Annotated in this window: 24 protein-coding genes; 10 read left to right on the top strand and 14 right to left on the bottom strand. The window is 38.3% G+C overall.

From position 1 onward, the window contains the following. Positions 1-4: 4 nt before the first annotated feature. Positions 5-1,138 (bottom strand): Re/Si-specific NAD(P)(+) transhydrogenase subunit alpha, encoded by a 1,134-nt coding sequence (locus SOI84_RS02050; protein WP_320674747.1) that lies wholly within the window; start codon positions 1,136-1,138, stop codon positions 5-7. Between the two features lie 123 nt (positions 1,139-1,261). On the opposite strand from SOI84_RS02050, the gene SOI84_RS02045 reads away from it, so the two are divergent. Beyond that, positions 1,262-1,840 (top strand): EF-1 guanine nucleotide exchange domain-containing protein, encoded by a 579-nt coding sequence (locus SOI84_RS02045; RefSeq protein WP_320674746.1) that lies wholly within the window; start codon positions 1,262-1,264, stop codon positions 1,838-1,840. Positions 1,841-1,844: 4 nt separating this feature from the next. On the opposite strand, the gene SOI84_RS02040 is transcribed toward SOI84_RS02045, so the two are convergent. Beyond that, a complete protein-coding gene (locus SOI84_RS02040) occupies positions 1,845-2,021 on the bottom strand; it encodes a hypothetical protein (RefSeq protein WP_320674745.1) in 177 nt (58 codons plus the stop codon). Between the two features lie 181 nt (positions 2,022-2,202). Here SOI84_RS02040 and SOI84_RS02035 point away from each other — a divergent pair, with 181 nt between their 5' ends. Beyond that, the gene (locus tag SOI84_RS02035; protein ID WP_414153615.1) at positions 2,203-3,564 is read left to right on the top strand and encodes a DEAD/DEAH box helicase; all 1,362 of its coding nucleotides are present in this window, start codon (positions 2,203-2,205) and stop codon (positions 3,562-3,564) included. Between the two features lie 100 nt (positions 3,565-3,664). Further along, positions 3,665-3,907 carry a hypothetical protein gene (locus SOI84_RS02030; RefSeq protein WP_320674744.1) on the top strand — a complete coding sequence of 81 codons (243 nt, stop codon included), beginning with the start codon at positions 3,665-3,667 and terminating at the stop codon, positions 3,905-3,907. 192 nt (positions 3,908-4,099) lie between these two features. Here SOI84_RS02030 and infA read toward each other — a convergent pair whose 3' ends face one another. The 4 genes from infA to petM form a co-directional block, all read right to left on the bottom strand. Further along, positions 4,100-4,369 (bottom strand): translation initiation factor IF-1, encoded by a 270-nt coding sequence (gene infA / locus SOI84_RS02025; protein WP_320674743.1) that lies wholly within the window; start codon positions 4,367-4,369, stop codon positions 4,100-4,102. A 159-nt stretch (positions 4,370-4,528) separates the two neighbouring features. Beyond that, positions 4,529-4,744 carry a hypothetical protein gene (locus SOI84_RS02020; RefSeq protein WP_320674742.1) on the bottom strand — a complete coding sequence of 72 codons (216 nt, stop codon included), beginning with the start codon at positions 4,742-4,744 and terminating at the stop codon, positions 4,529-4,531. A gap of 65 nt (positions 4,745-4,809) precedes the next feature. Further along, positions 4,810-5,772 carry an NAD(P)H-binding protein gene (locus SOI84_RS02015; RefSeq protein WP_320675323.1) on the bottom strand — a complete coding sequence of 321 codons (963 nt, stop codon included), beginning with the start codon at positions 5,770-5,772 and terminating at the stop codon, positions 4,810-4,812. A gap of 54 nt (positions 5,773-5,826) precedes the next feature. Next, complete coding sequence (petM, locus tag SOI84_RS02010) at positions 5,827-5,925, bottom strand: cytochrome b6-f complex subunit PetM (protein WP_320674741.1); 99 nt, start codon at positions 5,923-5,925, stop codon at positions 5,827-5,829. Between the two features lie 345 nt (positions 5,926-6,270). On the opposite strand from petM, the gene SOI84_RS02005 reads away from it, so the two are divergent. Both SOI84_RS02005 and ilvN read left to right on the top strand, forming a co-directional pair. After that, positions 6,271-7,227: an alpha/beta fold hydrolase gene (locus SOI84_RS02005; RefSeq protein ID WP_320674740.1), complete on the top strand. Its 957-nt coding sequence runs from the start codon at positions 6,271-6,273 to the stop codon at positions 7,225-7,227. Next, entirely contained in the window at positions 7,224-7,754 is a 531-nt protein-coding gene (gene ilvN / locus SOI84_RS02000) for an acetolactate synthase small subunit (protein WP_320674739.1), read from the top strand. Before SOI84_RS02005 ends, ilvN begins: the two co-directional genes overlap by 4 nt. Positions 7,755-7,790: 36 nt before the next feature. On the opposite strand, the gene SOI84_RS01995 is transcribed toward ilvN, so the two are convergent. Together SOI84_RS01995 and SOI84_RS01990 are read right to left on the bottom strand one after the other, a co-directional pair. Next, positions 7,791-8,492 carry a peptidylprolyl isomerase gene (locus SOI84_RS01995; RefSeq protein ID WP_320674738.1) on the bottom strand — a complete coding sequence of 234 codons (702 nt, stop codon included), beginning with the start codon at positions 8,490-8,492 and terminating at the stop codon, positions 7,791-7,793. Beyond that, positions 8,492-9,016 carry a photosystem I assembly protein Ycf4 gene (locus tag SOI84_RS01990; protein ID WP_414153606.1) on the bottom strand — a complete coding sequence of 175 codons (525 nt, stop codon included), beginning with the start codon at positions 9,014-9,016 and terminating at the stop codon, positions 8,492-8,494. The genes SOI84_RS01995 and SOI84_RS01990 overlap by 1 nt, the downstream gene beginning before the upstream one ends. Before the next feature lie 234 nt (positions 9,017-9,250). Between SOI84_RS01990 and psbD the strand changes: the two genes are divergently transcribed. Both psbD and psbC read left to right on the top strand, forming a co-directional pair. After that, positions 9,251-10,306 carry a photosystem II D2 protein (photosystem q(a) protein) gene (gene psbD / locus SOI84_RS01985; RefSeq protein WP_320674737.1) on the top strand — a complete coding sequence of 352 codons (1,056 nt, stop codon included), beginning with the start codon at positions 9,251-9,253 and terminating at the stop codon, positions 10,304-10,306. Further along, entirely contained in the window at positions 10,290-11,678 is a 1,389-nt protein-coding gene (gene psbC / locus SOI84_RS01980) for a photosystem II reaction center protein CP43 (RefSeq protein ID WP_320674736.1), read from the top strand. The genes psbD and psbC overlap by 17 nt, the downstream gene beginning before the upstream one ends. Before the next feature lie 135 nt (positions 11,679-11,813). Here the strand turns inward: psbC and SOI84_RS01975 are convergent, their stop codons facing one another. Beyond that, on the bottom strand, positions 11,814-12,431 hold the full coding sequence (locus tag SOI84_RS01975; protein WP_320674735.1) for a nucleoside triphosphate pyrophosphatase: 618 nt from the start codon (positions 12,429-12,431) through the stop codon (positions 11,814-11,816). A gap of 44 nt (positions 12,432-12,475) precedes the next feature. Between SOI84_RS01975 and SOI84_RS09995 the strand changes: the two genes are divergently transcribed. The 3 genes from SOI84_RS09995 to SOI84_RS01965 are packed head-to-tail and all read left to right on the top strand — an operon-like array spanning position 12,476 to position 14,634. Next, positions 12,476-12,874, top strand: a complete 399-nt coding sequence (locus SOI84_RS09995; protein WP_414153605.1) for an Npun_F0494 family protein — start codon at positions 12,476-12,478, stop codon at positions 12,872-12,874. Further along, entirely contained in the window at positions 12,875-14,389 is a 1,515-nt protein-coding gene (locus tag SOI84_RS01970; protein ID WP_320674734.1) for a cobyric acid synthase, read from the top strand. Further along, entirely contained in the window at positions 14,389-14,634 is a 246-nt protein-coding gene (locus SOI84_RS01965) for a 2Fe-2S iron-sulfur cluster binding domain-containing protein (RefSeq protein ID WP_320674733.1), read from the top strand. The genes SOI84_RS01970 and SOI84_RS01965 overlap by 1 nt, the downstream gene beginning before the upstream one ends. Positions 14,635-15,137: 503 nt before the next feature. On the opposite strand, the gene SOI84_RS01960 is transcribed toward SOI84_RS01965, so the two are convergent. The 5 genes from SOI84_RS01960 to SOI84_RS01940 all read right to left on the bottom strand — a co-directional run bounded on the left by SOI84_RS01960 (position 15,138) and on the right by SOI84_RS01940 (position 20,855). Continuing rightward, positions 15,138-15,893 (bottom strand): MBL fold metallo-hydrolase, encoded by a 756-nt coding sequence (locus SOI84_RS01960; RefSeq protein ID WP_320674732.1) that lies wholly within the window; start codon positions 15,891-15,893, stop codon positions 15,138-15,140. A gap of 841 nt (positions 15,894-16,734) precedes the next feature. After that, positions 16,735-17,451 carry an SDR family NAD(P)-dependent oxidoreductase gene (locus SOI84_RS01955; protein WP_320674731.1) on the bottom strand — a complete coding sequence of 239 codons (717 nt, stop codon included), beginning with the start codon at positions 17,449-17,451 and terminating at the stop codon, positions 16,735-16,737. Positions 17,452-17,532: 81 nt separating this feature from the next. Next, a complete protein-coding gene (gene crtL / locus SOI84_RS01950; RefSeq protein ID WP_320674729.1) occupies positions 17,533-18,810 on the bottom strand; it encodes a lycopene beta cyclase in 1,278 nt (425 codons plus the stop codon). Between the two features lie 334 nt (positions 18,811-19,144). Next, positions 19,145-19,684 (bottom strand): hypothetical protein, encoded by a 540-nt coding sequence (locus SOI84_RS01945; RefSeq protein WP_320674728.1) that lies wholly within the window; start codon positions 19,682-19,684, stop codon positions 19,145-19,147. A gap of 202 nt (positions 19,685-19,886) precedes the next feature. Beyond that, on the bottom strand, positions 19,887-20,855 hold the full coding sequence (locus SOI84_RS01940) for a hypothetical protein (protein ID WP_320674727.1): 969 nt from the start codon (positions 20,853-20,855) through the stop codon (positions 19,887-19,889). Between the last annotated feature and the right edge of the window lie 72 nt (positions 20,856-20,927).

Here is a 20,927-nt window from a genome sequence, read left to right as displayed (position 1 = left end):
TAGATTAATTCTCCTTGATTAATGAGTCTGGGCAACGAATCTCTCCATTTAGGCAGATCAGCGATGCATCAATAAGCTCGTCTTCGGTATTTAAATCAATGTTTCCTTCTTTAATCATTGGTCCTAAGAGGGATAAAAGGTTTCTTGAGTAAAGAGTACTTGCATGGTTAGGCACACTACAAGGGAGATCTGATGCTCCAATAAGCTTCACTCCGTTTCGTTCAACTATTTGACTTGGAATAGTCCCGGAACAATTTCCTCCTTGAGCTACTGCTAGATCAACCACAACGGAGCCAGGCCTCATCCTTTCCAGCATTTCATTGCTTATAAGTTTTGGTGCTTTTTTTCCCGGAACCTGAGCTGTACATATTGCCAAGTCAGCTTCCGATAATTGGTCAGAAAGCTTTTGACGTTGTGCTTCAAGGAATTTTTCTGAGGCTTCCTTTGCATATCCACCACTTTCGGATGGCTTTTGATCTAGCTCTGGAGGCTCTATAAATTTTGCCCCGAGCGATTCAACCTGTTCTTTTACAGCAGGTCTTATGTCACTAACGAAAACCACTGCACCAAGACGTTTTGCAGTTGCAATAGCTTGTAACCCAGCGACACCCGCCCCTAGTACAACAACCTTTGCTGGCTGGACTGTACCTGCGGCAGTCATCAACATTGGTAAATATCTGTCGAGATTTGAAGCCCCTATTAATACTGATTTATAGCCCGCAATATTTGCTTGAGATGAAAGTGCATCTGCAGATTGAGCTCTGCTTATTCTTGGAAGGAGTTCTAGTGCGAGAGCAGAAAGTTGATTTGCTTGAAGACTTTCAAATAATTCCTTGTTTCCATAAGGCGATAAAAGACCAACAATTATGCAACCATTTTTTACTTTTCTGAGCGAGTTCTTATTGGGTCTCTGAACACAAAGCAAAATATCAGCGCTTGCCCAAGATGTTTGATCTTCCTGACTTAGGATTTCTGCACCTGCTGCTTCATAGGATTCATCTGAGAATCCTGACAATATTCCTGCCCCTTTTTCTATAAGTACAGAGCACTCGAGGGCTACAAATTTTTTTGTTGTTTCAGGAGTTGCAGCAACACGAGTCTCGCCAGCAGCTGTTTCTGAAGGGATTAGTATTCTCACTAAGAGAAAATTCGCTTACTCAGCGAGATTAGGGTTCGTGAGCCAAATCAGGCAACTTTTATAAAGAACCTTCCCAGACTTCAATCTTTTAGCTAGTAAGTAATAAGGAACTTTTTTTTATTTATGGGACTTAAAGCTATTGAGTGTCCTGATGGCGTCTGCCACAGCCATCATGGCGGTCATGCAGTTGAGCGATCCATCATGGAAAATAACCTTAAAGGACATGGTCGAGAGTGGTGCGAGCGATTGGCAGAAAGAATTTATGAAATGTCAATTGATACGTTTTCTCAAACGGTCATGCCAAGTCTTCATTCTTCCGGCTGGCAGAAGAGGCATCTTGATTGGGAATTTAAATTTAATCAAAAAGGTTCTGAGCCAGATGAAGCTTTAGTAGAGGGCATTATTAATGCCACTGAGAGTTTCCTCCGCAGCAGCGAAGTTCATAGGCTTTTTATACAAGAGCTTGTGCAAGGAACTTTTGATGAAGCGACTGAAGATACTCTTCGCTCCAAAGCTGTTAAAAAGCTTGTTGAGGATGAGTTAGTCGTTTTTCTGCAGTCTCAAAAAGAGGACTTGCTAGATCGTGTTGCCAATGAGTTAATCAATTCTTCAAATGGAAGTTTTGAAACAGCTCGAAAAGCAGCTTCCGAGGGCTTAGAGGAGGTTGAGCGTTTACTTCTAAATCACAGTGAGGCTCTATAGCCAATCAAACTATTGGAGTGATTTCTAATTCAATGGCAATAGCGTATCTTTCTTCCCCACGATGACGCTGAAGCCGAGCTCTCATTATTAAGGGGTCTATATCGCAATCAATTAAATAAATCCTTTCTAGTACCTCTCGTCTTTTGAGAGGTGAGTCTTTATTTGGGTTTTTCTTTCCCATGACACATCATCTGATGGTTTATGGATATTCACCCATTATTTTCAGAATAAGGATGCCAGCATGGAAAAGAATAGTTAGAAAGGCCTAACTTCATTTCAGGCCAATTTCTTATCATTCATTTGATCTTCATGCTTTTGATGAAAAGCCTTCTGTTAGGCCAAGAGCTTGGCAGCAACACCTTATTCAACTTTTACGACGTCGCCTGACAATTAAAAAAGGCGTAGACAATGATGTTTTAGTCCATGCTGGCCCAGGGGCTGGGAAAACCCTTGGTGCTTTGATGGGTTTTAAGAAGATGAAGGAAGAAGGAAGACTTAGTAAATCCTTGGTTTTCTCTCATAGAAAAACCATCAAAAGACAGTGGTTTCAAGCAGCCTCATTAGTTGGCCTTAAATTTATTGATTGGGAGGATGATCTCAAAGAAGGAAAATCATTCGAAAATACAGATGGTCTTTTAGTGACTTATCAAAGTGCTTCAAGGAATTATTTGGCTTTATTTGATTACATAAGAAATTTTAATTCTGATGGATTGATAGCTATTGCTGATGAGGCACATCATTTAGGCGTTAATCCTGAGGAACCAGATGGTCCTGTTTGGGGGAGAACTTTTTTGGAATTAACCAAAAACTTTAAATTGCGTTTGGGACTTACTGGTACGCCTTTTAGAGCAGATAACTTGGCTTTTTGCTCAGGCAAGAGAGTTTGTATTCAGTTCGGAGAAGAAATGGTTGAACAAATTACACCTGATCTATGCGTTGAACCTAAAGAACTTATTCAATCAGGAGATGTAAGGCCCCTTGAATTTAGATTTCAGGATGGGTGCGTAAAACATCGTAAAGAGGGAAGCTCTCAAACAGAATTTTCTGCTTTATCAGCTGAGACCAGAGAACAGTGGCGTGCTAGAAATCTTCGCCGAGCTATAAAACTATCTGACTCGAGCAGTATTGCATTACAGATCATAATTCGAGCAAAATCACGACTTAATAAGGTCAGAATTAGGCACTGCAATGCTGCAGGCCTTGTTATTGCAAAGGATATTGACCATGCGATTTCAATATCTAATTTCTTGAAAGAGCAGGGGGATGAAGTTGATCTGGTGCATTCTCAGGAACTTAATGCTTGTGAGAAACTTGCTCGTTTCCAAAACGGAAAAGCGGATTGGTTGGTAAGTGTTGATATGTGCTCAGAAGGGTTTGATGCGCCACGAATACGTGTTGTTGCATATCTAACAACGGTAGTTACAAAAACTAGATTTTTACAGGGAGTAACAAGGGCAGTAAGAATGTCTTCAGAGAGATCCTCATTGGAATTGATTCCGCGAGAGCCCTCCTATATTTTTTCTCCAGCAGACCCTCTTTTGATTGGTTTCGCTAGAAATTGGTCAATTACCAATCCTTATCTTATTAAAGGTTTTGAGCGGTTTGATATAGAGAATTTCAATAATGCTAATTCATCGTCTTTGTCACTTCCACTTGAAGCAGTCCATGATGCTGCAGGGGCAATGATCAAGTTGAGACGTGCTGAACTTCCGGGATTTTTGTAGCTTAATGTCTTTATGTGTAGATAAAAATTAGATTATTTGGAAGAAATCTCGCTTTTCTCCCCATGAGCTAGCAATGTAGGGCGCAAATGGGGACAACATTATGGATGCTTCACTCAAACGCCGCATAAGTGTTTCTACCTTTTGGGCTTCAACAAGGGTTGGAGTTTTAGATAGCTTTGAGCAATATGAGGACAGTTATGCCGTTACTCAAGAATTTCGTGAGTGGATTACTTGCATTGGAGATCAACCAGACTTACTAAGTGTAAATGCTCTTAAAGTTCCAGATTTTTCCAAGTTTCAACTTGATCAGCAAGATGATGCTGACGAAATGTTAGAAATTTGATTCTTATATTTATTAAATTTCACTAGGTGCTATTTATTTATATGGATTATTTCTATTAAGTCAGTTTGAAACCAATATCACCATCTCAGCTTACTAGACGAAGCTTTAATCAAATTTGATTTAATTCCACCACCAATATCTTTACTCAAGATGAAAGAGTAAGAAATAGAAGTTTATTCATTGGATAAATGCCTATCTTCTCCTAGGACCACCAGGCCTATTACCACCAGCTCTGCCACCAGGGCCTCCTGAGTTCCTCTCTCTATAGGTGATCCTTCCTCTTGTTAGATCGTAGGGACTTATCTCAACGAGGACTTTGTCACCTGCAAGCAACTTAATGCGGAATTTGGTTAACTTGCCTGCTGCACGACATAAGCACTTATGTCCTTCAGGCTGCTCGAGTGTGACCAGATAGAAACCGTTTCCTTGCTCTTTCTCTATCACTCCCGCTGTTTCAATCATTTCCTCAATTCCAAGTTAATTACATTTTCTAGTTTAGGGACTGCTCTGCATGTATTCCACTCTAAATAAATCCTTATCAAGAAGAGCAATGCTTTTTCCGATAATCGTTTTTCAAAAACACCTTAGTTTGGCTAATCATCCTAGGCATCTCTTGTGTAATCAGCCAATGACTTCCTGCAGCTCTTTTACTGTTTGCCATTGACCAAAGTAGTAGTTTGCCTTGGCTCGTTTTTCTGGATTTTCAATACCATCAAATGCATCAAAGCCAATATTTTTCCAAAGATCATGCCCACACTCTTTGTTTAGCTCTGATGACGCTTCCTTGGCAAGATTCTCCAGACGCCGAGTGAGATTTTTTATTTGTGCTATAGACACGAATTCAAGATTTCAGGTGCACCTTAATAGTACAAACAAACTAATGAAATGCAAGCCTTTGAGTTTTAAAAGGGGAGCTTCTTTTTGGTTTCTTTGTCAAGGTCTGCTTCCATTTCTCGCAATCTCTTGATGATCATTTCGTAGTACTCAGATATATAGCTTTCAAGAGTTGTTGTTTTGTTTGGGTCCAAATCAAAGTCCTTATAGGTTTGCTCCATTGGAGCATCAAGCTTGATACCTCCCCCAGTAACTTCTGCAAAAGCAAGTCTTTCAGCTACATGGACAGTTGGTTCAAAAAATGAGACAAGGTTTTGAGCTATACCAATTAGGAATGGTGAGACGCGGATTGTTTTGGCAGTTTTACCACTAGCTTCTTCACACAATTTTATTATCTGTTCTGGATTCCATGCTTTAGGTCCTACTACAGGATATGTTTTTCGAATTGTTCCTTTGTTTACAAGAGCTGATACAGCAAAGCGTGCCATGTCTTGGGTATTCATGTAAGCGATTTTTGTTGGCGTTCCGCTTATCCAGACCGTTTGACTATCTAGTATTGGTATAGCAAATTGTCCAATTACTCCCTGCATAAAAGCTGCACCTTGAAGGATGGTGTAGTCGAGAGTTGAATTTTCTAATAGTCTTTCTGTGCAATATTTAATATCCATTAGAGGAACTTCTCTATGTTTTTCGGCGGAAAGCAGAGACAGAAAAATTACTCGTTTTACATTTGCTTTCTCGCAGGCTCTATATAAATTTAGCTTTCCATCCCAGTCAGTCTCATAGACGCTATTCGGGTCGTCAGGTCTACTTGTCGAAGCATCAATAACTGCATCTATGTCTTCCAATGCATAGTTGATTCCATCTTTCTCAAGCAAATCTCCTTGGGTGATTTCACAGCCCCATTCCTGTAGGAAGGCGGCTTTGCGAGGTGTACGAACCATACAGCGAACCTTATGGCCCGCATCACTTGCACTTTTGGAGATTTGCCTTCCAAGTGTGCCGGTTCCACCAATAACCAGAACCTGCATAGAAATTGTCATTACAACCGAGGAGCTTAATAGGAGCTATGCAAAACCGCGAAATCAATCACCCTGAAGCTTTAGTAGTAATGCACCTCCAGCTAGTCCTAAGGGTATGAGAACCCAAAATACAGCTGCAATTCCAAAGATCTCTGTAGCCATTTTTTTTTTAAGTTCCTTTTATACTATTTAAGACCCTAATGGACTGGTTTTTCTCTATGCGTCCAGCTTTTTTACAGGAGTAGTGGTTTTGATTAATATAGTTGGATTGCCGATTCCTTGATTTCCTAAGCATTTACTTGGGAACTAATGATTTTTAAGGTGAGATTTGTTTATTTTGCTGTTTTAACGGCCTTAAAGCCCAAAAGGACTTCTTTGATTTGTAGTTCTTTTCTAGATATCCTTAGAAATTTACTCACATGACTAATTATCATTCGTCATGTGAGTAAACCTTATTAGGGCATAGTTGCTTTAGTGCGAATTGATTCATCGTCACTCTTTAATCCTATGCAAGGAAACTCCAGTTGGGGAGAGTTTCATTTATGGAATTGGCGTGGTTTTAGATGTCATTGGAGAGTTCTTGGGACGTCTAATAAAAGGCCCATGCTTTTGTTGCATGGCTTTGGTGCAAGCAGTGCTCACTGGAGAAAAAACGCAGTTTTTTTTGCTAATTGTGGCTACAGGGTCTTTGCTCTCGATCTAATTGGTTTTGGAAAATCTGATCAACCGTCTATCCAAAAATCCTTGAAAGGGTTGGATAATGAAATTTGGGGTATGCAGGTTTGTGCGTTTCTAAGAGAAATTGTTCAGACAGATGTAAATGGTAAAGCCGTTTTGATAGGCAACTCCCTAGGGGGTTTAGTTGCTCTGACTGCAAATGTCAGAGAACCTGAATCTGTAGCGGCTGTCGTGGCAGCTCCTCTTCCAGATCCAGCTTTAATGGGAAATCAAATTGAAATAAGGTCTCAGCTTCTTCGTTTTCTAAAGGAAAAAATTATCCGAATTTTCTTCTTTTTGCTTCCAATAGAACTTATTTTGCCTCTCATTACAAGAACCTTTCTAATAAAAAAGGCCCTTCAGGCTGCTTATGTTTGCAAGGTTGGCCATGATAAGGAGCTTCTTAGTATCGTGACTGATTCAGCCCAGAGATCATCAGCAGCTGGTTCTCTACGTGCAATGTGCGTTGGGATGAGTTTGCGCTCTAATTCGTCCACAGCCCCTGAATTAATAAGGGATTTAGAAAAAATGTCAGGAAGGACCCCGTTCTTATTGATCTGGGGAAGACAAGATCGTTTTGTCCCTTTCAACGTTGGTAACTACATAAGGAAAAAACATCCTTGGATTAATTTTTCCGTAATGGAAACCACTGGCCATTGCCCACATGATGAAGCTTCCGATAGCTTTAATGAGATTGTGTCGAGGTGGTTGGACCTAAATTTCAAGAAACAAGAGAAAACCTTATGAAGCACACTCTTTCAGTGCTGGTGGAGGATGAATCCGGCGCACTTAGCAGGATCGCAGGACTTTTTGCACGTCGAGGATTCAATATCGATAGTCTGGCTGTTGGCCTGGCTGAAGCTCCTGGCCGGTCCCGGTTAACGATGGTTGTAGATGGAGATGACCACACTCTCCAACAGATGACTAAACAACTGGACAAATTAGTTAATGTTCTGCAGGTTTTAGATCTCTCGACCATTCCTGCTGTGGAGAGAGAATTAATGCTTTTAAAAGTTAGTGCACCCCCTCAAAAGAGGAGTGCAATATTTGATTTGGTTCAAGTTTTTCGAGCTAAAGTTGTTGATGTTGCAGATGAAGCCTTAACTCTTGAAGTTGTTGGTGACCCTGGAAAACTTGTTGCATTAGAAAAATTATTAGCCCCATATGGGATTTTGGAAATAGCCCGTACAGGAAAAGTAGCTCTTGAAAGAGCCTCAGGTGTCAACACAGAGATGTTAAAGGTTTCTCCTAGCCTCGGAAGGCTTCCTACTTAAACTTTAGTAGATACATTCTAAATTAGAATTATTCCTCTATTTAGGTGATATTCTTATAGTTTCTATAATGTCGCCCTCATTAATCTTGTTAACAACATTCATTCCTTCTATTACTTTTCCAAATACAGAATATCTACCATCTAGTTCAGGTAGATTTCTTAGTGCTATATAGAATTGTGCACTAGCAGAGTTGTGAGCTTGAGATCTTGCCATTGCAATAGAACCTTTTTTATGTGGAAGAGAAAGGTTTTGTAGATCTTTAGTATCCTTAATCGGTTTTCCGTATCTTGGGTAACGTTCACTTTTTAGTTTGAATTCCAGAGGAATATATCTGAACTCACCCGTATTCTGGTCAATAAAGTTACCTTTCCCGTAATCAGATTTAGGTGTATTTGGGTCATTTGAAGATGGATCCCCACCTTGAATAACAAACTCCGTAGGATATTTGACTACTCTATGAAATACCGTTTTATCGTAGATTTCATGAGTTAATAGATCTAGGAAGTTGCCTGCTGTAACAGGAGCATTAGCGCCATCAATTTCAACCTTTATTATCCCCTTGCTAGTAACAATTTGTATGTTTACGCGGCTATTTATGCAACTAAAATTTCTAGATTTGCATATTTCCTGAATTGATGATTGATTTGGCTGACTGCAGCCTGATAAAAGTTGTAAGATCATACTGAAAAATATTGAAAATAATCCGCTTGACACGACTCTTGAATGTAATGAAGTCATCAGCCTTCTAGGTTTACTTCTAAGAATTTGGCTAGCTCAGCTCCTTCTTTTTCTAATTCAATTAACGGCTGGGGACTTCCTGCTCTTGAAATTGGTAAGTCTTTTCGTCCTTTGATTCTTAACGAGATTTTTCTTCTTGGGTTTAGACCTTCCTTTACCTCTAGCTTTACTGCTGTTACATCTTTAATAGGAATATCTATGGAGATATTTCTAAAAATACCTCTTCTGGTTATCGTTATAAGACCAGTATTTTTGTCAAATTTGTTTAGCCCGCTTCCAAAGTCTATGGATATCAAGGCCCAAAGGTAAATTCCTAGTAGTAGTGCAGCTGCCCCATATAAACCCATTATCAATCCTTGTGGAATGAATAAAAGAGTTGAGGGATGACTTAAGGGGAGAAGGTCTCTGCCTAGGTAGCTTGAGGTTGAGGCAAGGACAAAACCTGTCCCCCCTAGCAGCAATAGCACTCCAATTACGATATTTGAGGGCTTTCTTGAACCGCGGATTTTTTGCTCTAGATCCATTTTTGATTCATTTTCGTTAATTGAACTTAGTGCCTAGCTGTTTTGTAGCTTTTTTAATTTAAGGCTCTTTTCCCCCTGATAAAGGGCTTTTTGGCGAAAACTGACGCAACCTAAAATTTCAATACCACTACAAGGGGTTTCAGCTCATCATGTTTTTTCCCCAAATCACCCTTATACATTGTTAATCTCTCCTGGTATCCAACAGCTTGTGTTTCACCCGCACCGATTTCTCCTATGACGATCGCTGTAGGAAGCGCACCACAAAGAGGATGGTTCGACGTCCTCGATGACTGGTTAAAGCGCGACCGTTTTGTATTTGTTGGCTGGTCCGGCCTTCTGCTTTTCCCAACGGCCTATTTGGCTATAGGCGGATGGTTTGTCGGCACTACATTTGTTACTTCCTGGTACACCCATGGTGTAGCCAGCTCTTACCTTGAAGGTTGCAATTTCCTTACCGCCGCTGTTAGCACCCCAGCAGATGCAATGGGGCACAGCCTTTTATTACTTTGGGGACCTGAGGCCCAGGGTGATTTTGTTCGTTGGTTCCAACTTGGCGGACTTTGGAACTTTGTAGCTCTGCATGGTGTTTTCTCACTAATTGGCTTCATGCTCAGGCAATTTGAGATTGCCAAATTGGTTGGGATTCGCCCTTACAACGCTCTAGCTTTCTCAGCTCCAATTGCAGTCTTCCTTGCCTGCTTCTTGATCTATCCACTGGGACAGCACAGCTGGTTCTTTGCTCCATCTTTTGGAGTAGCAGCAATTTTCCGTTTCATCCTTTTCATTCAAGGATTCCATAACTGGACACTAAATCCTTTCCATATGATGGGTGTAGCTGGAATTCTTGGAGGTGCACTTCTTTGTGCAATTCATGGAGCAACCGTTCAAAACACCCTTTATGAGGATGGTAATCAGAGCACTACTTTCAGAGCTTTTGATCCAACCCAAGAAGAAGAGACCTATTCAATGGTTACAGCAAACCGTTTTTGGAGTCAGATTTTCGGAATCGCCTTCTCAAACAAGCGCTGGCTTCATTTCTTCATGCTTTTCGTGCCTGTCATGGGCATGTGGGCACCATCCATTGGAATTGTTGGTCTTGCTTTAAACCTTCGTGCATATGACTTCGTCAGCCAGGAAATCCGAGCTGCTGAAGATCCTGAGTTTGAGACTTTTTACACCAAAAACGTCTTACTAAATGAGGGTATGCGTGCATGGATGTCTTCTGTGGACCAGCCTCACGAAAACTTTGTATTCCCAGAGGAGGTATTGCCACGTGGAAACGCCCTCTAAACCAACACTCTTCAATCTCGAAAATGCGAGTTTTGAAGAATCAGGCTATGCCTGGTATGTAGGTAATGCCCGACTTATTAACCTTTCAGGTCGGCTCTTAGGTGCTCATATTGCTCATACAGGCCTAATGGTCTTTTGGGCCGGAGCAATGCTCCTTTATGAGGTTAGCCATTTCACCTTTGATAAGCCTATGTGGGAGCAGGGTTTAATCCTTATGCCTCACGTTGCAACCTTTGGCTATGGTATTGGTCAAGGTGGTGAAGTAGTAGATGTTTATCCATTTTTTGCAGCAGGTGTAGTTCACTTAGTTGCATCAGCTGTATTGGGTCTTGGAGGAATCTTCCATGCTCTTTATGGCCCTGCAAGATTAGAAGAAGTATCTCCTTTCTTTTCTCAGGATTGGCGCGACAAGGATCAGATGTCCAGGATCCTTGGACGACATCTTTGTGTACTTGGCTTGGGATCACTTCTATTTTCAGTCAATTGGATTTTCCTTGGTGGCGCCTATGACACATGGGCACCAGGAGGAGGAGCTGTTCGTTTGATCTCTAATCCAACATTGAATCCAATTAAGCTTCATTATTGGCTTTCCAATACCCCATGGGGTGGTGGTGGCTGGATTGTTGGAGTTAACTCAATGGAGGATATTGTTGGAGGACACGTATGGCTCGCAATTGGTCAGTTGATAGGTGGACATTTCCATATGAATGTTAAGCCCTCTGGTTGGGCTAGAAGAGCATTCATTTGGAATGGCGAGGCTTTGTTGAGTTACGCCCTTGGCGGACTTTGCGTTGCCAGCTTTGTCGCCTCGACATTCATCTGGTTTAACAACACTGCATATCCTTCTGAGTTCTACGGCCCTACAAACGCTGAAGCTTCTCAAGCTCAAAGCTTTACCTTCCTTGTTAGAGACCAAAGAATCGGTGCAAACATCGGTTCAACAATGGGTCCAACTGGATTGGGTAAATACCTAATGAGGTCTCCTACTGGGGAAGTCATTTTTGGTGGAGAAACTATGCGCTTCTGGGATTTCCGTGGTCCTTGGTTAGAACCTTTGCGTGGTCCTAACGGCTTGAGCTTGGATAAACTCCAAAACGATATTCAGCCTTGGCAAATACGCCGAGCTGCAGAATATATGACTCATGCTCCTAACGCTTCAATTAACTCTGTAGGCGGCATTATTACAGAGCCAAACGCTGTTAACTTCGTTAATTTGCGTCAATGGCTTGCTTCAGCTCATTTCTTCCTTGGTTGGTTTACTTTTATTGGCCACCTATGGCATGCAGGTAGAGCTAGAGCAGCAGCTGCTGGTTTTGAGAAAGGTATTGATCGTAAGACTGAACCAGTTTTAGCAATGCCAGATTTAGATTGATATATGTATCTTTAAAGATGCTTTATGTCAATAAAAAAGCCTTGCCTTTATAGGCAGGGCTTTTTTATTGACAATTAAAATCAGGATTTAGTTATTAACTCTTTTCTTATTCTTAAGAAGAAAAATAATGAAGGGTTAATCATAATGAATTATATAGTTTCCTCTTAGCCAAGGTAGGCTTAATCCAATTACATTGCTATAACAACCTTCTATTCGTTTTATAAAGCAGCCTGCCTCCCCTTCTATGGCGAAACCTCCTGCACAATTCATAGGCTCACCAGTTTTTATATATTTAACTATTTCCTTTTTACTAATTTCACCAAAATAAATTTTTGTACTAACAATACCTGTTATTAATTTTTTGTTGTTGGTATCAAGCCCTTTTCTTGGCTTAGACAGTAAAAGGGCATGTCCTGTATGAAGTATTCCAATATTAGAAGACATTCCTAACCATCTTTTTAAAGCTTCAGCCTCATTTTTTGGTTTACCATAAATTCGACCATTCAATTCAAACATTGAATCGCAGCCTAGAATTGCATTGTAAATACAAGGTTTAAAATTTTCCTCATTAGAAGAGTCGAGAATTTTTTTGGCGCCTTTAGCTTTGGCTTTAGCAAGTTTTATAACTAATTCTCTAGGGTCTTCAGCGTGAAAATTATTTTCATTTACTCCACTCTTGACTATCATATGGTCGATATTTGAGGCTTTCAAAAGCTTGTGCCTTGGAATAGATTCTGAAGCAAGGATCAACATTTACGTTTTTGCCTAATATTATTGGTTGACAATAAACATTTGATTTGCAAAATTCTACCTTGCTAAACAAGACGCAGTTTTATAACCCGAGGAGTGTTTCTAGGGCTGTAGTGACCATTAGGAGTCTTCCCTTTAATTCCATTTTTTACACGCATGCTTGTGAGAGGGGATTAAATGCAATTTGCGTTTTCTCCCAAAGGACTCTTTATTGTCAGGCTGGATCAAGATGGTATAAGAGCTCAAGTGCTGTTGAAAGAGCCTTTAGATGGATGATCAAGATTGGAATTATGAGGCGGGAAGTGGATGGTCAAGGTATTACCAGTCAAATTAGAATTACACCTTTAGGAAGATTCTTACTCGAAAGATACCCTTCATTAACTGCTGAAAGAGCTTCTACGTTGGAGTTTTTTTGCAATTGGATAAGGTTGTATTGGCTAAATTAGATGATTAAATCACTCAGTAAACCACCGGTAATGGTCTTTGGGACCAGCAGTGGATCAGGTAAATCTTTAATAGTTGCTGCTATATGCAGGGTCCTTTTAAGGAGAGGAGAGTTTCCAATTCCTTTTAAAGGACAAAATATGAGTAATAACGCATGGGTTGATAAGGATGGAGGTGAAATGGCCTATTCACAGGCTTTTCAGGCTTGGGCTGCGGGAGTGCTTCCTGAATGCTCTATGAACCCAGTTTTGCTTAAGCCACGAGGAGACCACACCAGTGAGGTGATTCATCTTGGTAAGACTGTTGGGATAGCAAATGCCGAAACTTACTATGAGGATTGGTTTTTACCAGGATGGAGGTCTATACAAAGAGGTATTAACCAATTAGTCAGAAAGTATAATAATTCTCGCATTATTCTTGAGGGCGCTGGAAGTCCTGTTGAGGTAAACCTAAAAAGAAGAGATTTAACCAACCTTAGATTGGCGCAGTATCTAAAAGCACAATGTATATTAGTTTCTGATATCGAAAGGGGTGGTGTTTTTGCTCAAATAATTGGCACCCTAGACCTTCTAAGCCCTTCAGAAAGAAAGTTAATTAAGGGAATTATAATTAATAAGTTTCGTGGCCGAATAGAACTTTTTGAAGATGGCCGGAGATGGCTTGAGGCTAAAACAGGATTACCAGTTATTGGTGTATTACCATGGCTAAATGAACTTTTTCCTGCCGAAGATTCATTAGACCTCATAAATAGGTCTAATAACAATTGGGATTATGATATTGAAGTTGTTGTGATACGCCTTAAATCTATTAGTAACTTTTCAGATTTTGATCCTTTAGAGGCTGAACCTACGATTAAACTTAAATGGGTTGAGCCAGGCAAATCCATTGGAAATCCTGATGTAGTTGTAATACCCGGTAGCAAGCAAACTATTTCAGATTTAATGGAACTTAAGAATTCTTCTAGTTTTGAGGAGATAAATAATTATGTTGAAGGGGGGGGCAATATATTTGGGATATGTGGGGGGCTCCAGATGTTAGGCAATAGATTAAGTGATCCTGCTAATGTAGAAAACTCGAATTTCAGATTTAAAAAAGAATCTCTATCAGGATTTGGGTTTCTTCCTATAAACACTTTGTTTGACGAAGTAAAGAAATTAGAAAGAAGAGAAACCCTTTCAAATTGGCCAGTAAAAACAACAGTTTCAGGCTTTGAAATGCACCGTGGCAAGTCTTCATTTATAAATATTCCGAGAGAAATTGAATTTATGTTTGAGGACCCATCTCTTGGCCTTGTTTTGGAAAATAAGGGTGGTGGTGTTATCTCGGGAACATACATGCATGGTATATTTGATAATGGCACTTGGAGAAGAACATGGATTAATACTATTAGAATGAGGAAAGGTTTGGCTGATTTAAATATTGATCTACCTCATTATTCAAAGCAAAGAGAAGCACTAATTGATTTTCTCGCGGACGCTTTTGAAAGACATATTCACTTGGGAAAGGCTATATCCTGATGAAGAATGAATTGTTAAAGGTGATATGGCCTGATGGGAAGATTAGTTATGAGGAAATAGGATCTTCCTGGCTCGAAGTCGCTTCTAGAAGAAACATCGAAATTCCCACTGGCTGCTTGGGTGGTAGTTGTGGAACATGTGAGATTGAGGTTAATGGAGAGGTTATAAGAGCTTGTATTAGTACAATCGAGAAAAGTAAAAATACTCCTTTACATGTTTCATTTGTAGATGACCCTTATTGGTAAATAGAAATTAAATTTAAATGGTTTGATGATTTATTAAAGGTAGAAGCCTATTAAAAAAGATGTTAAAGATATTAATACTCCATAAGATTAGTAAGAGACTAAATAGTCTTTTCAAACCATTCTCCTTTGTCCTGATAATTATTTTCCTTATCTGAGACAACCTGCATAAAGTAAATAGAAAACCTACAATAACACTAGTTGCTTTACCAATTATTAATGTATAAGTGATTTCGTTGAGTATTTGTGCAACCAGAAGTATAAGATATGAATTTAAGGGTTCTCTAAAGGGATGCTTTTTGTTGTTTTCAATCCTAATCACAACCGGCAGAATCAAACCGATAAGAAGAAATAATGGGAAATAGTATTTTGGTAGAGGATTTAGAGAAATAATTTTGTCAAGCGCGATTTCCAAAGGAAACAGGATTCCGATAGTAAAACTAACAAAAAGAATGCAGCTAAGTATAATTGAAGTTTTCAATGATTCTGAAACTAAATTATTGGTACTAGATTTTACTTCCATGATTATTATTAATTAGGTATTTTACCCCAGGGATTGGATTTATTATACGACAAGTAGAACTTAAGTATCCCTCCACTTCTTTAAGACTACCCTCTGAGGAAATAAACTTACTTAAAATACCCCCAAAAGAAATATTTCCTCCAGTTGTGCTTGCAAGTATCATAGTTGGACTAAATAAATCTATGATCTTTGGTAAAACGTCTTTGCCATGAATAATTTTACCTATAATCGGAATATATAAATTGAGCACGGGTGTAATAACAACATCAACTTTTGCTGATTCTAGTTTTCGATCAAGATAGCCGTGAGGTTCTATATAAAAACTAATCTCATTACATTTCAACATATAGCCATTTTCAATAATAGGTACTGGAGCTCCAGATGTAGCTTCTATTTCTAGTCCTTTTAAAATTATATTATCGCCTGGACTTAATGCATTGATATCATTGAAGCCAATTTTTTTTAGTTTTTTTATGCAGCTAGGTGGACATACTACAGTAGTATTTTTATCTATCTTAGATAATGTAGGTTCATGGGCGTGGTCTTGAAGTGATTGCGTTAAAAGGATAAGATCAATATTCTTTGGGATTTCCCAATCTTTCTCTTGCTTGCCATAAAAGAGCCATTTGCCTGGAGGAAATATCAACAACCCTATCAACCAAGGATCGATAAGGACTCTCCTAGTTCCGATTACCAGTAGCCATCCGTTTGAGCCGTAATACTTTGCAGAAGATTTCATGGCCTAATTTCTTTTCAGACTTACTTTCTATTCTTACAGACAAAGATTGCAGAACCGGGGTTCTTTTCCGATTTGATTTCTTGGTTAGGAAGAGATCCTTTCTGTCAGTTAAGTGAATTTGCAATAAACTTGCTTTTTCGGCAAACATTGTCTTAATGGGTAATAAGAGTTGCCTTCTAAGCAATCAGACTGAAACCTTTTTTATGGTTAGAATTTCATGAATTTCACCAATTATTTACATTTCTTGTCTCCCTTACAAGAGAATCTTAGCAGAATATATTCAATGACTTCTGGCATACTTACTGTGATAATTTCAATATGGCTATTCAATTTTATAGCTGGCCTAATTCACAAAACATATTCTACGGGTAAGGCTTTTGGTGATTTCTATAGAAGTTATATACATAATTATCTTAGGAAAATTTATAAAAGCTTAACTTCCATATTTACCAAGAAACAATTTTCTTTAGGTAAAAGCAATAATATATTTACGGCATTAAGATAACATTTAAGAGATGAAGACTACATAGAGCTAACGATCAAAATCTAAGTGCTTCTTTATCCAAATCTTTTCACTTTCTACTTGCTGCGCTCTTATGTGAATACAATGTTCACATAAGCATGGAATATTGCTGCTTATGTTGGACAAGTCACATGTTTTTTTTCGCTCTGAAATCATAATCTCCTAGATTTTGAAGCAAGTAACATAAGAATAAGACCATATATAAGGTCTATTTACAAGGCCCCTAGTACTTGATTGAGTTTAAGATAATATGTAATTTCTTTACCATTAATAATGGTATTACCTCTTTGTTTACTTGAATCCTAACTCATCTTTTATTTATTTTTCTAAGTTGCAGTTGATTTTAATTTCAAATGGTACTGAGCTATTAGGTAGTTTAAGTAAACTAGCGCATATTTCCCCAATGTCTTCTGGTTGAGTCATGTCCTTTTTGCTGATATTCAAAACATCATTAGCCATGTCTGTATTTACCCAGCCTGGACAGAGTGCGGTAATACGCAAACCATATTCCCATCCCTCATTTCTTACTGTTTCGCAAAGGCCCATAAGCGCAAACTTGCTTACCGTGTAACCAGCAAGTTTCCCCTTAGACCTTTTACCACTCATTGAAGAAATAACAATTATTCGGCTATTATTAGATTTAATTATTTCACTCCACCCTGCCCGCATTAAATACCACGGACCCATAAGGTTGACTTGTAATAATTTACTTATTTCATTTTCAACACTTTCTGAAAAAATTAATGGCGTATCCTTAAATATCCCTGCACAAATTATTATAGTATCAACCCCTTTTAGTTTATCAACCGAGTACTTTACCCAGCTTTCAGCAGTACTTTTATGTTCAGCATTATATTTGTGTAAGTAAACTCTTTGCTTTTCATCCTCATTTAGATTCGCTATCATCTCATTACATTTATCAAGTCCTCTCACACCGAGGCTGAGGTGATGACCCTCCTTAATAAGCCTGAGGGCAATGCTTTTGCCAATTCCCCTAGTGGCGCCACTTATCATTACTTTTCTCGGTTTCATCATTTATAATATGCTTACAACATCATAGTTTATTTACTATTTAACTTGTTTATATCTTCTCGATGATTATTTGTCATTTTATTACTAATATCTTTTAAGAAAATTCCACAATAGATTAAACTCTCTTCCTTTCATTATCATTAAGCCCCACCTTACATTCCATGTAGCGATTATAAACATTTTAACCATTGCCTTTATCAGTTCATTGACATCAAGTTTATTAGTGAGAAATCCATACCACTGTTCCGTTGGAAGTGTAAAGAAACCTTTAAAGAAGTCTCTTAGTTGATCCTCAGAAAATCTCATCAATTTCTCCAGCCCGAACTTATAGAGTGCCTGCTTTCTAACCATTTCAGCTGGCCATAATTCGTTCCAGGCTGCTTTAGATATTTCGTGGGGTGTGGCTTCTAAATTATTCATTTTATCCGCAATTATTTTTGCCACACCTGGGGCTCTTCTAAGCAAGCCGCCAAACATGTAACCAGAAGCAGGATGCACCATGCTTGCTGCCCCACCAAATCCAAAAATACCTTGATTCATATTGGGTAGGGGCATATTCATCGGAAGATATATGCCTAATTCTTCATGCTCCAAATCGGTAATTTCAAGGCCTCTACTTTTTAATCTCATTGAAAGTCTTTTACGCAGGGTTTCAAGTTCTACCGGTGGTGAAAGTCCTAAAGAAGTTTCTTCCAGAAAGTAACTTCCACCTCCCATATCCATTGCATAAAGGAATGTTGGGGGTTCTTCTCTTTCCTTGTTACTTAAATGGTTACATCTATAATCCATAAGGACAAACTGACCGCTCTCCACGGGAGGAGAATTAAACTTACCCACTACTCCATAACAAGTTTGGATTGCTATATCTCCTTCTGATTTGTTTTTGATAAAAACTGGATCATAGCCGCTAGCATCTATAACTAGCCTTGCTTTTAGTGTGAAGCCCTCTCTGGTTTTGATAGTTGTATGCTTATCACCTACTAATGCATCTTTAGCGTGTCCTTTATGCCAAACCAAATTATACTCTTCACATTGATTTAACCAATATTCCTGCAGTTTAATTTTATTAAATAACCCATATTCAATATTATGTTCTGTAGCATTATTATGCTGCGAATTTTTCTGATTAGAACCTTCTCCGAAATAACTTACTGTGTTCCTCCATCTGTGTTCCAGAAGATGTTCCATTCCTAATTCATCCACCTCCTTTCCCCATATACCATAGGTATATGGCCATGGTTCATTAGGTTCTTTATTTGAAAGACCGTGTACCTTTACTCCTTCTTTACAGAGTGCTGTTGCTATTGCAAGAGCACTAGGCCCGGAGCCTATTACCAAAGCATCTGGGGATGCATCATTCATTTGGCGTAGGACTGAGTAAATGAGAGATGTGCAGAGAGAGTAGAGATTTTCTCTGGACTTCTCAAACTCATTGCTTGGACTTGAGTCTCATCTGTCACAAAAGCAACCTCATTGAACAGCACTCCTCGAGATTAACGCGACAAACCCCTAAGATTCGGTTTCTAAGACATTGTTGTTACTTTCTGCTTTTTCAAGCCGCTTTAATAAACCTCTTTCCCTCGTAGTTAGACAGTAAAACACGCTACAAATAGAGATTCGTCAGCATTTTGATGTGTGGAGGGAGTAAAGATTACAAAATTTCTAATTTTAATTTCTCTTCTAAATTCTATTTTAATTACATTGCTGTTAATTCAGCCTTTTTAACCCATTCAGGATGTATGTTTAGTTCGTCAATGAATTGATCAATCTTGGAGTCAAATATTTCAATGTCTGGGCATGCATGAATTATAATAATATCTCCTTCATCATTGAAGTTATACTCTCCCGCTAAAGGCTTGTGCCAACTTTCGTCAGGCTTTTGTGCAAGATAACCTAAACCTTCAATATCTTTCTGAAAACTGGCCTTAAGTGTAATATGAAGCATGTTTTTCTCATCTAATTTGCCGTCATACATTTCATAAAATTCCTCCCAGGAGTTTTCAGTTATCTCAATATTATTCTTGTCTACAGTATTTTGAAGGTAGATATCTACTATCTTAGATTTAATATCATCAGGCCAACATAACAATGATTCTTTAAAAAGAGTGTTATGTATATTATCCTTTAGAATATGTGAAAGTTGTACTTCATCAGAAAAATAGATTATCGAATTTAAATTCTTATCAAAGTAGGAAACTTTTTCTGATAAAATTCTTTCAGCCTCATCTGAAAGCATAGCAAGTAATGATAAGTCTAGATTTTTAATACTAGCATCAATTTGAACTAATACAATTAATTGTCACCAAGGTAAAGTTAAATTTATAATCAATTGTTGAATTAAGTGATTAATAGACTAACTGTCATAGATTCATTTAATTATTGAATATCCACACGTCAGGATATTTCATATAATTTACTATTATCTAAAATGAGTCGAATCAACTTACATCTATAACTGAATCAAAGGCATCTAAATTTAAGCCATAAAGTCTATAGATTAAATTTATAGAAGAGCTAATTTTTTTTGTAAGCTGTATTTGATCTTCCACATTGTGGTTATCTTTATAAAGTCTGCACAGTTTTTCTATTATGTCATTTTCAAATTCATTTCTTGAGAATATAAACTTTTTATTGTTAATATAATCAGCAATTTCTCTCGACCCTAATCTAATTGTCAAAATTTCAATACTTCTATCAAGTCTCTTGATAGAAGCTAATTCATCATGATCTGGCAATGGTATCAGGGGGATTGGATATCCTAACTCTATCGAATCTTTAAGTAGGTCATTAGAAAGAGTATTTATCGCGTCCCCACTTTTACTTTGATCTTCAAGTGACCCTCTTATAAATTTTAAAATCCTTTCTCGTATATTTAATGGCATTCTTAATAAAGTTCTTATCGATGATTTAATAACCGTAGCATCAACATATAATGAATCTATACGATCGATTAATTCATTCCATGGATTAACCTCATTATTATTCTGGGAATTATAATTCTCAGAATCCTTTATAAACTCTAGGATTTTGCTTGAGTCTAGCTTAGCGTCATTCCAACGGATTGAACATCCTTTTATTAATGCTATTTCTGGGAGATGTGATTCAAATAAATCAAGAGAAGTTTTGGTTAATGGAGAGCCTGGTTTGTTACTTCCCGATTTAGGTGTTTTTTCTTTGACTATGTTATTTGTTTTTTCAATGAGGGTTGATGAATTAATTAGATCAGATTTCCCGGTTAGATTAGAGGAATCAATGCTAATAGAGCCATTCCTTACCTGCTTAAGTTCTGGTGCCTGTGAACCATGGTCACAGTATCTACATATCTCACTATTTTGTTTGAAGAGATTTAATGAAAGAGACCTAGCACATTGGCTACATTTTCTTGTTTCTGGTGGTGGAATATTCATAATTTTGGTACAACTTAAGATATTTTTACAAGATTTTTACAGTTGTGCATCTTCTACTAGTAATATTGTCAT

It is taken from the genome of Prochlorococcus sp. MIT 1341, assembly GCF_034092415.1.
Taxonomy (GTDB): domain Bacteria; phylum Cyanobacteriota; class Cyanobacteriia; order PCC-6307; family Cyanobiaceae; genus AG-363-P08.
Note: the sequence above shows the minus strand (reverse complement) of the source record. Positions and strands in the feature narration are given on the sequence as shown.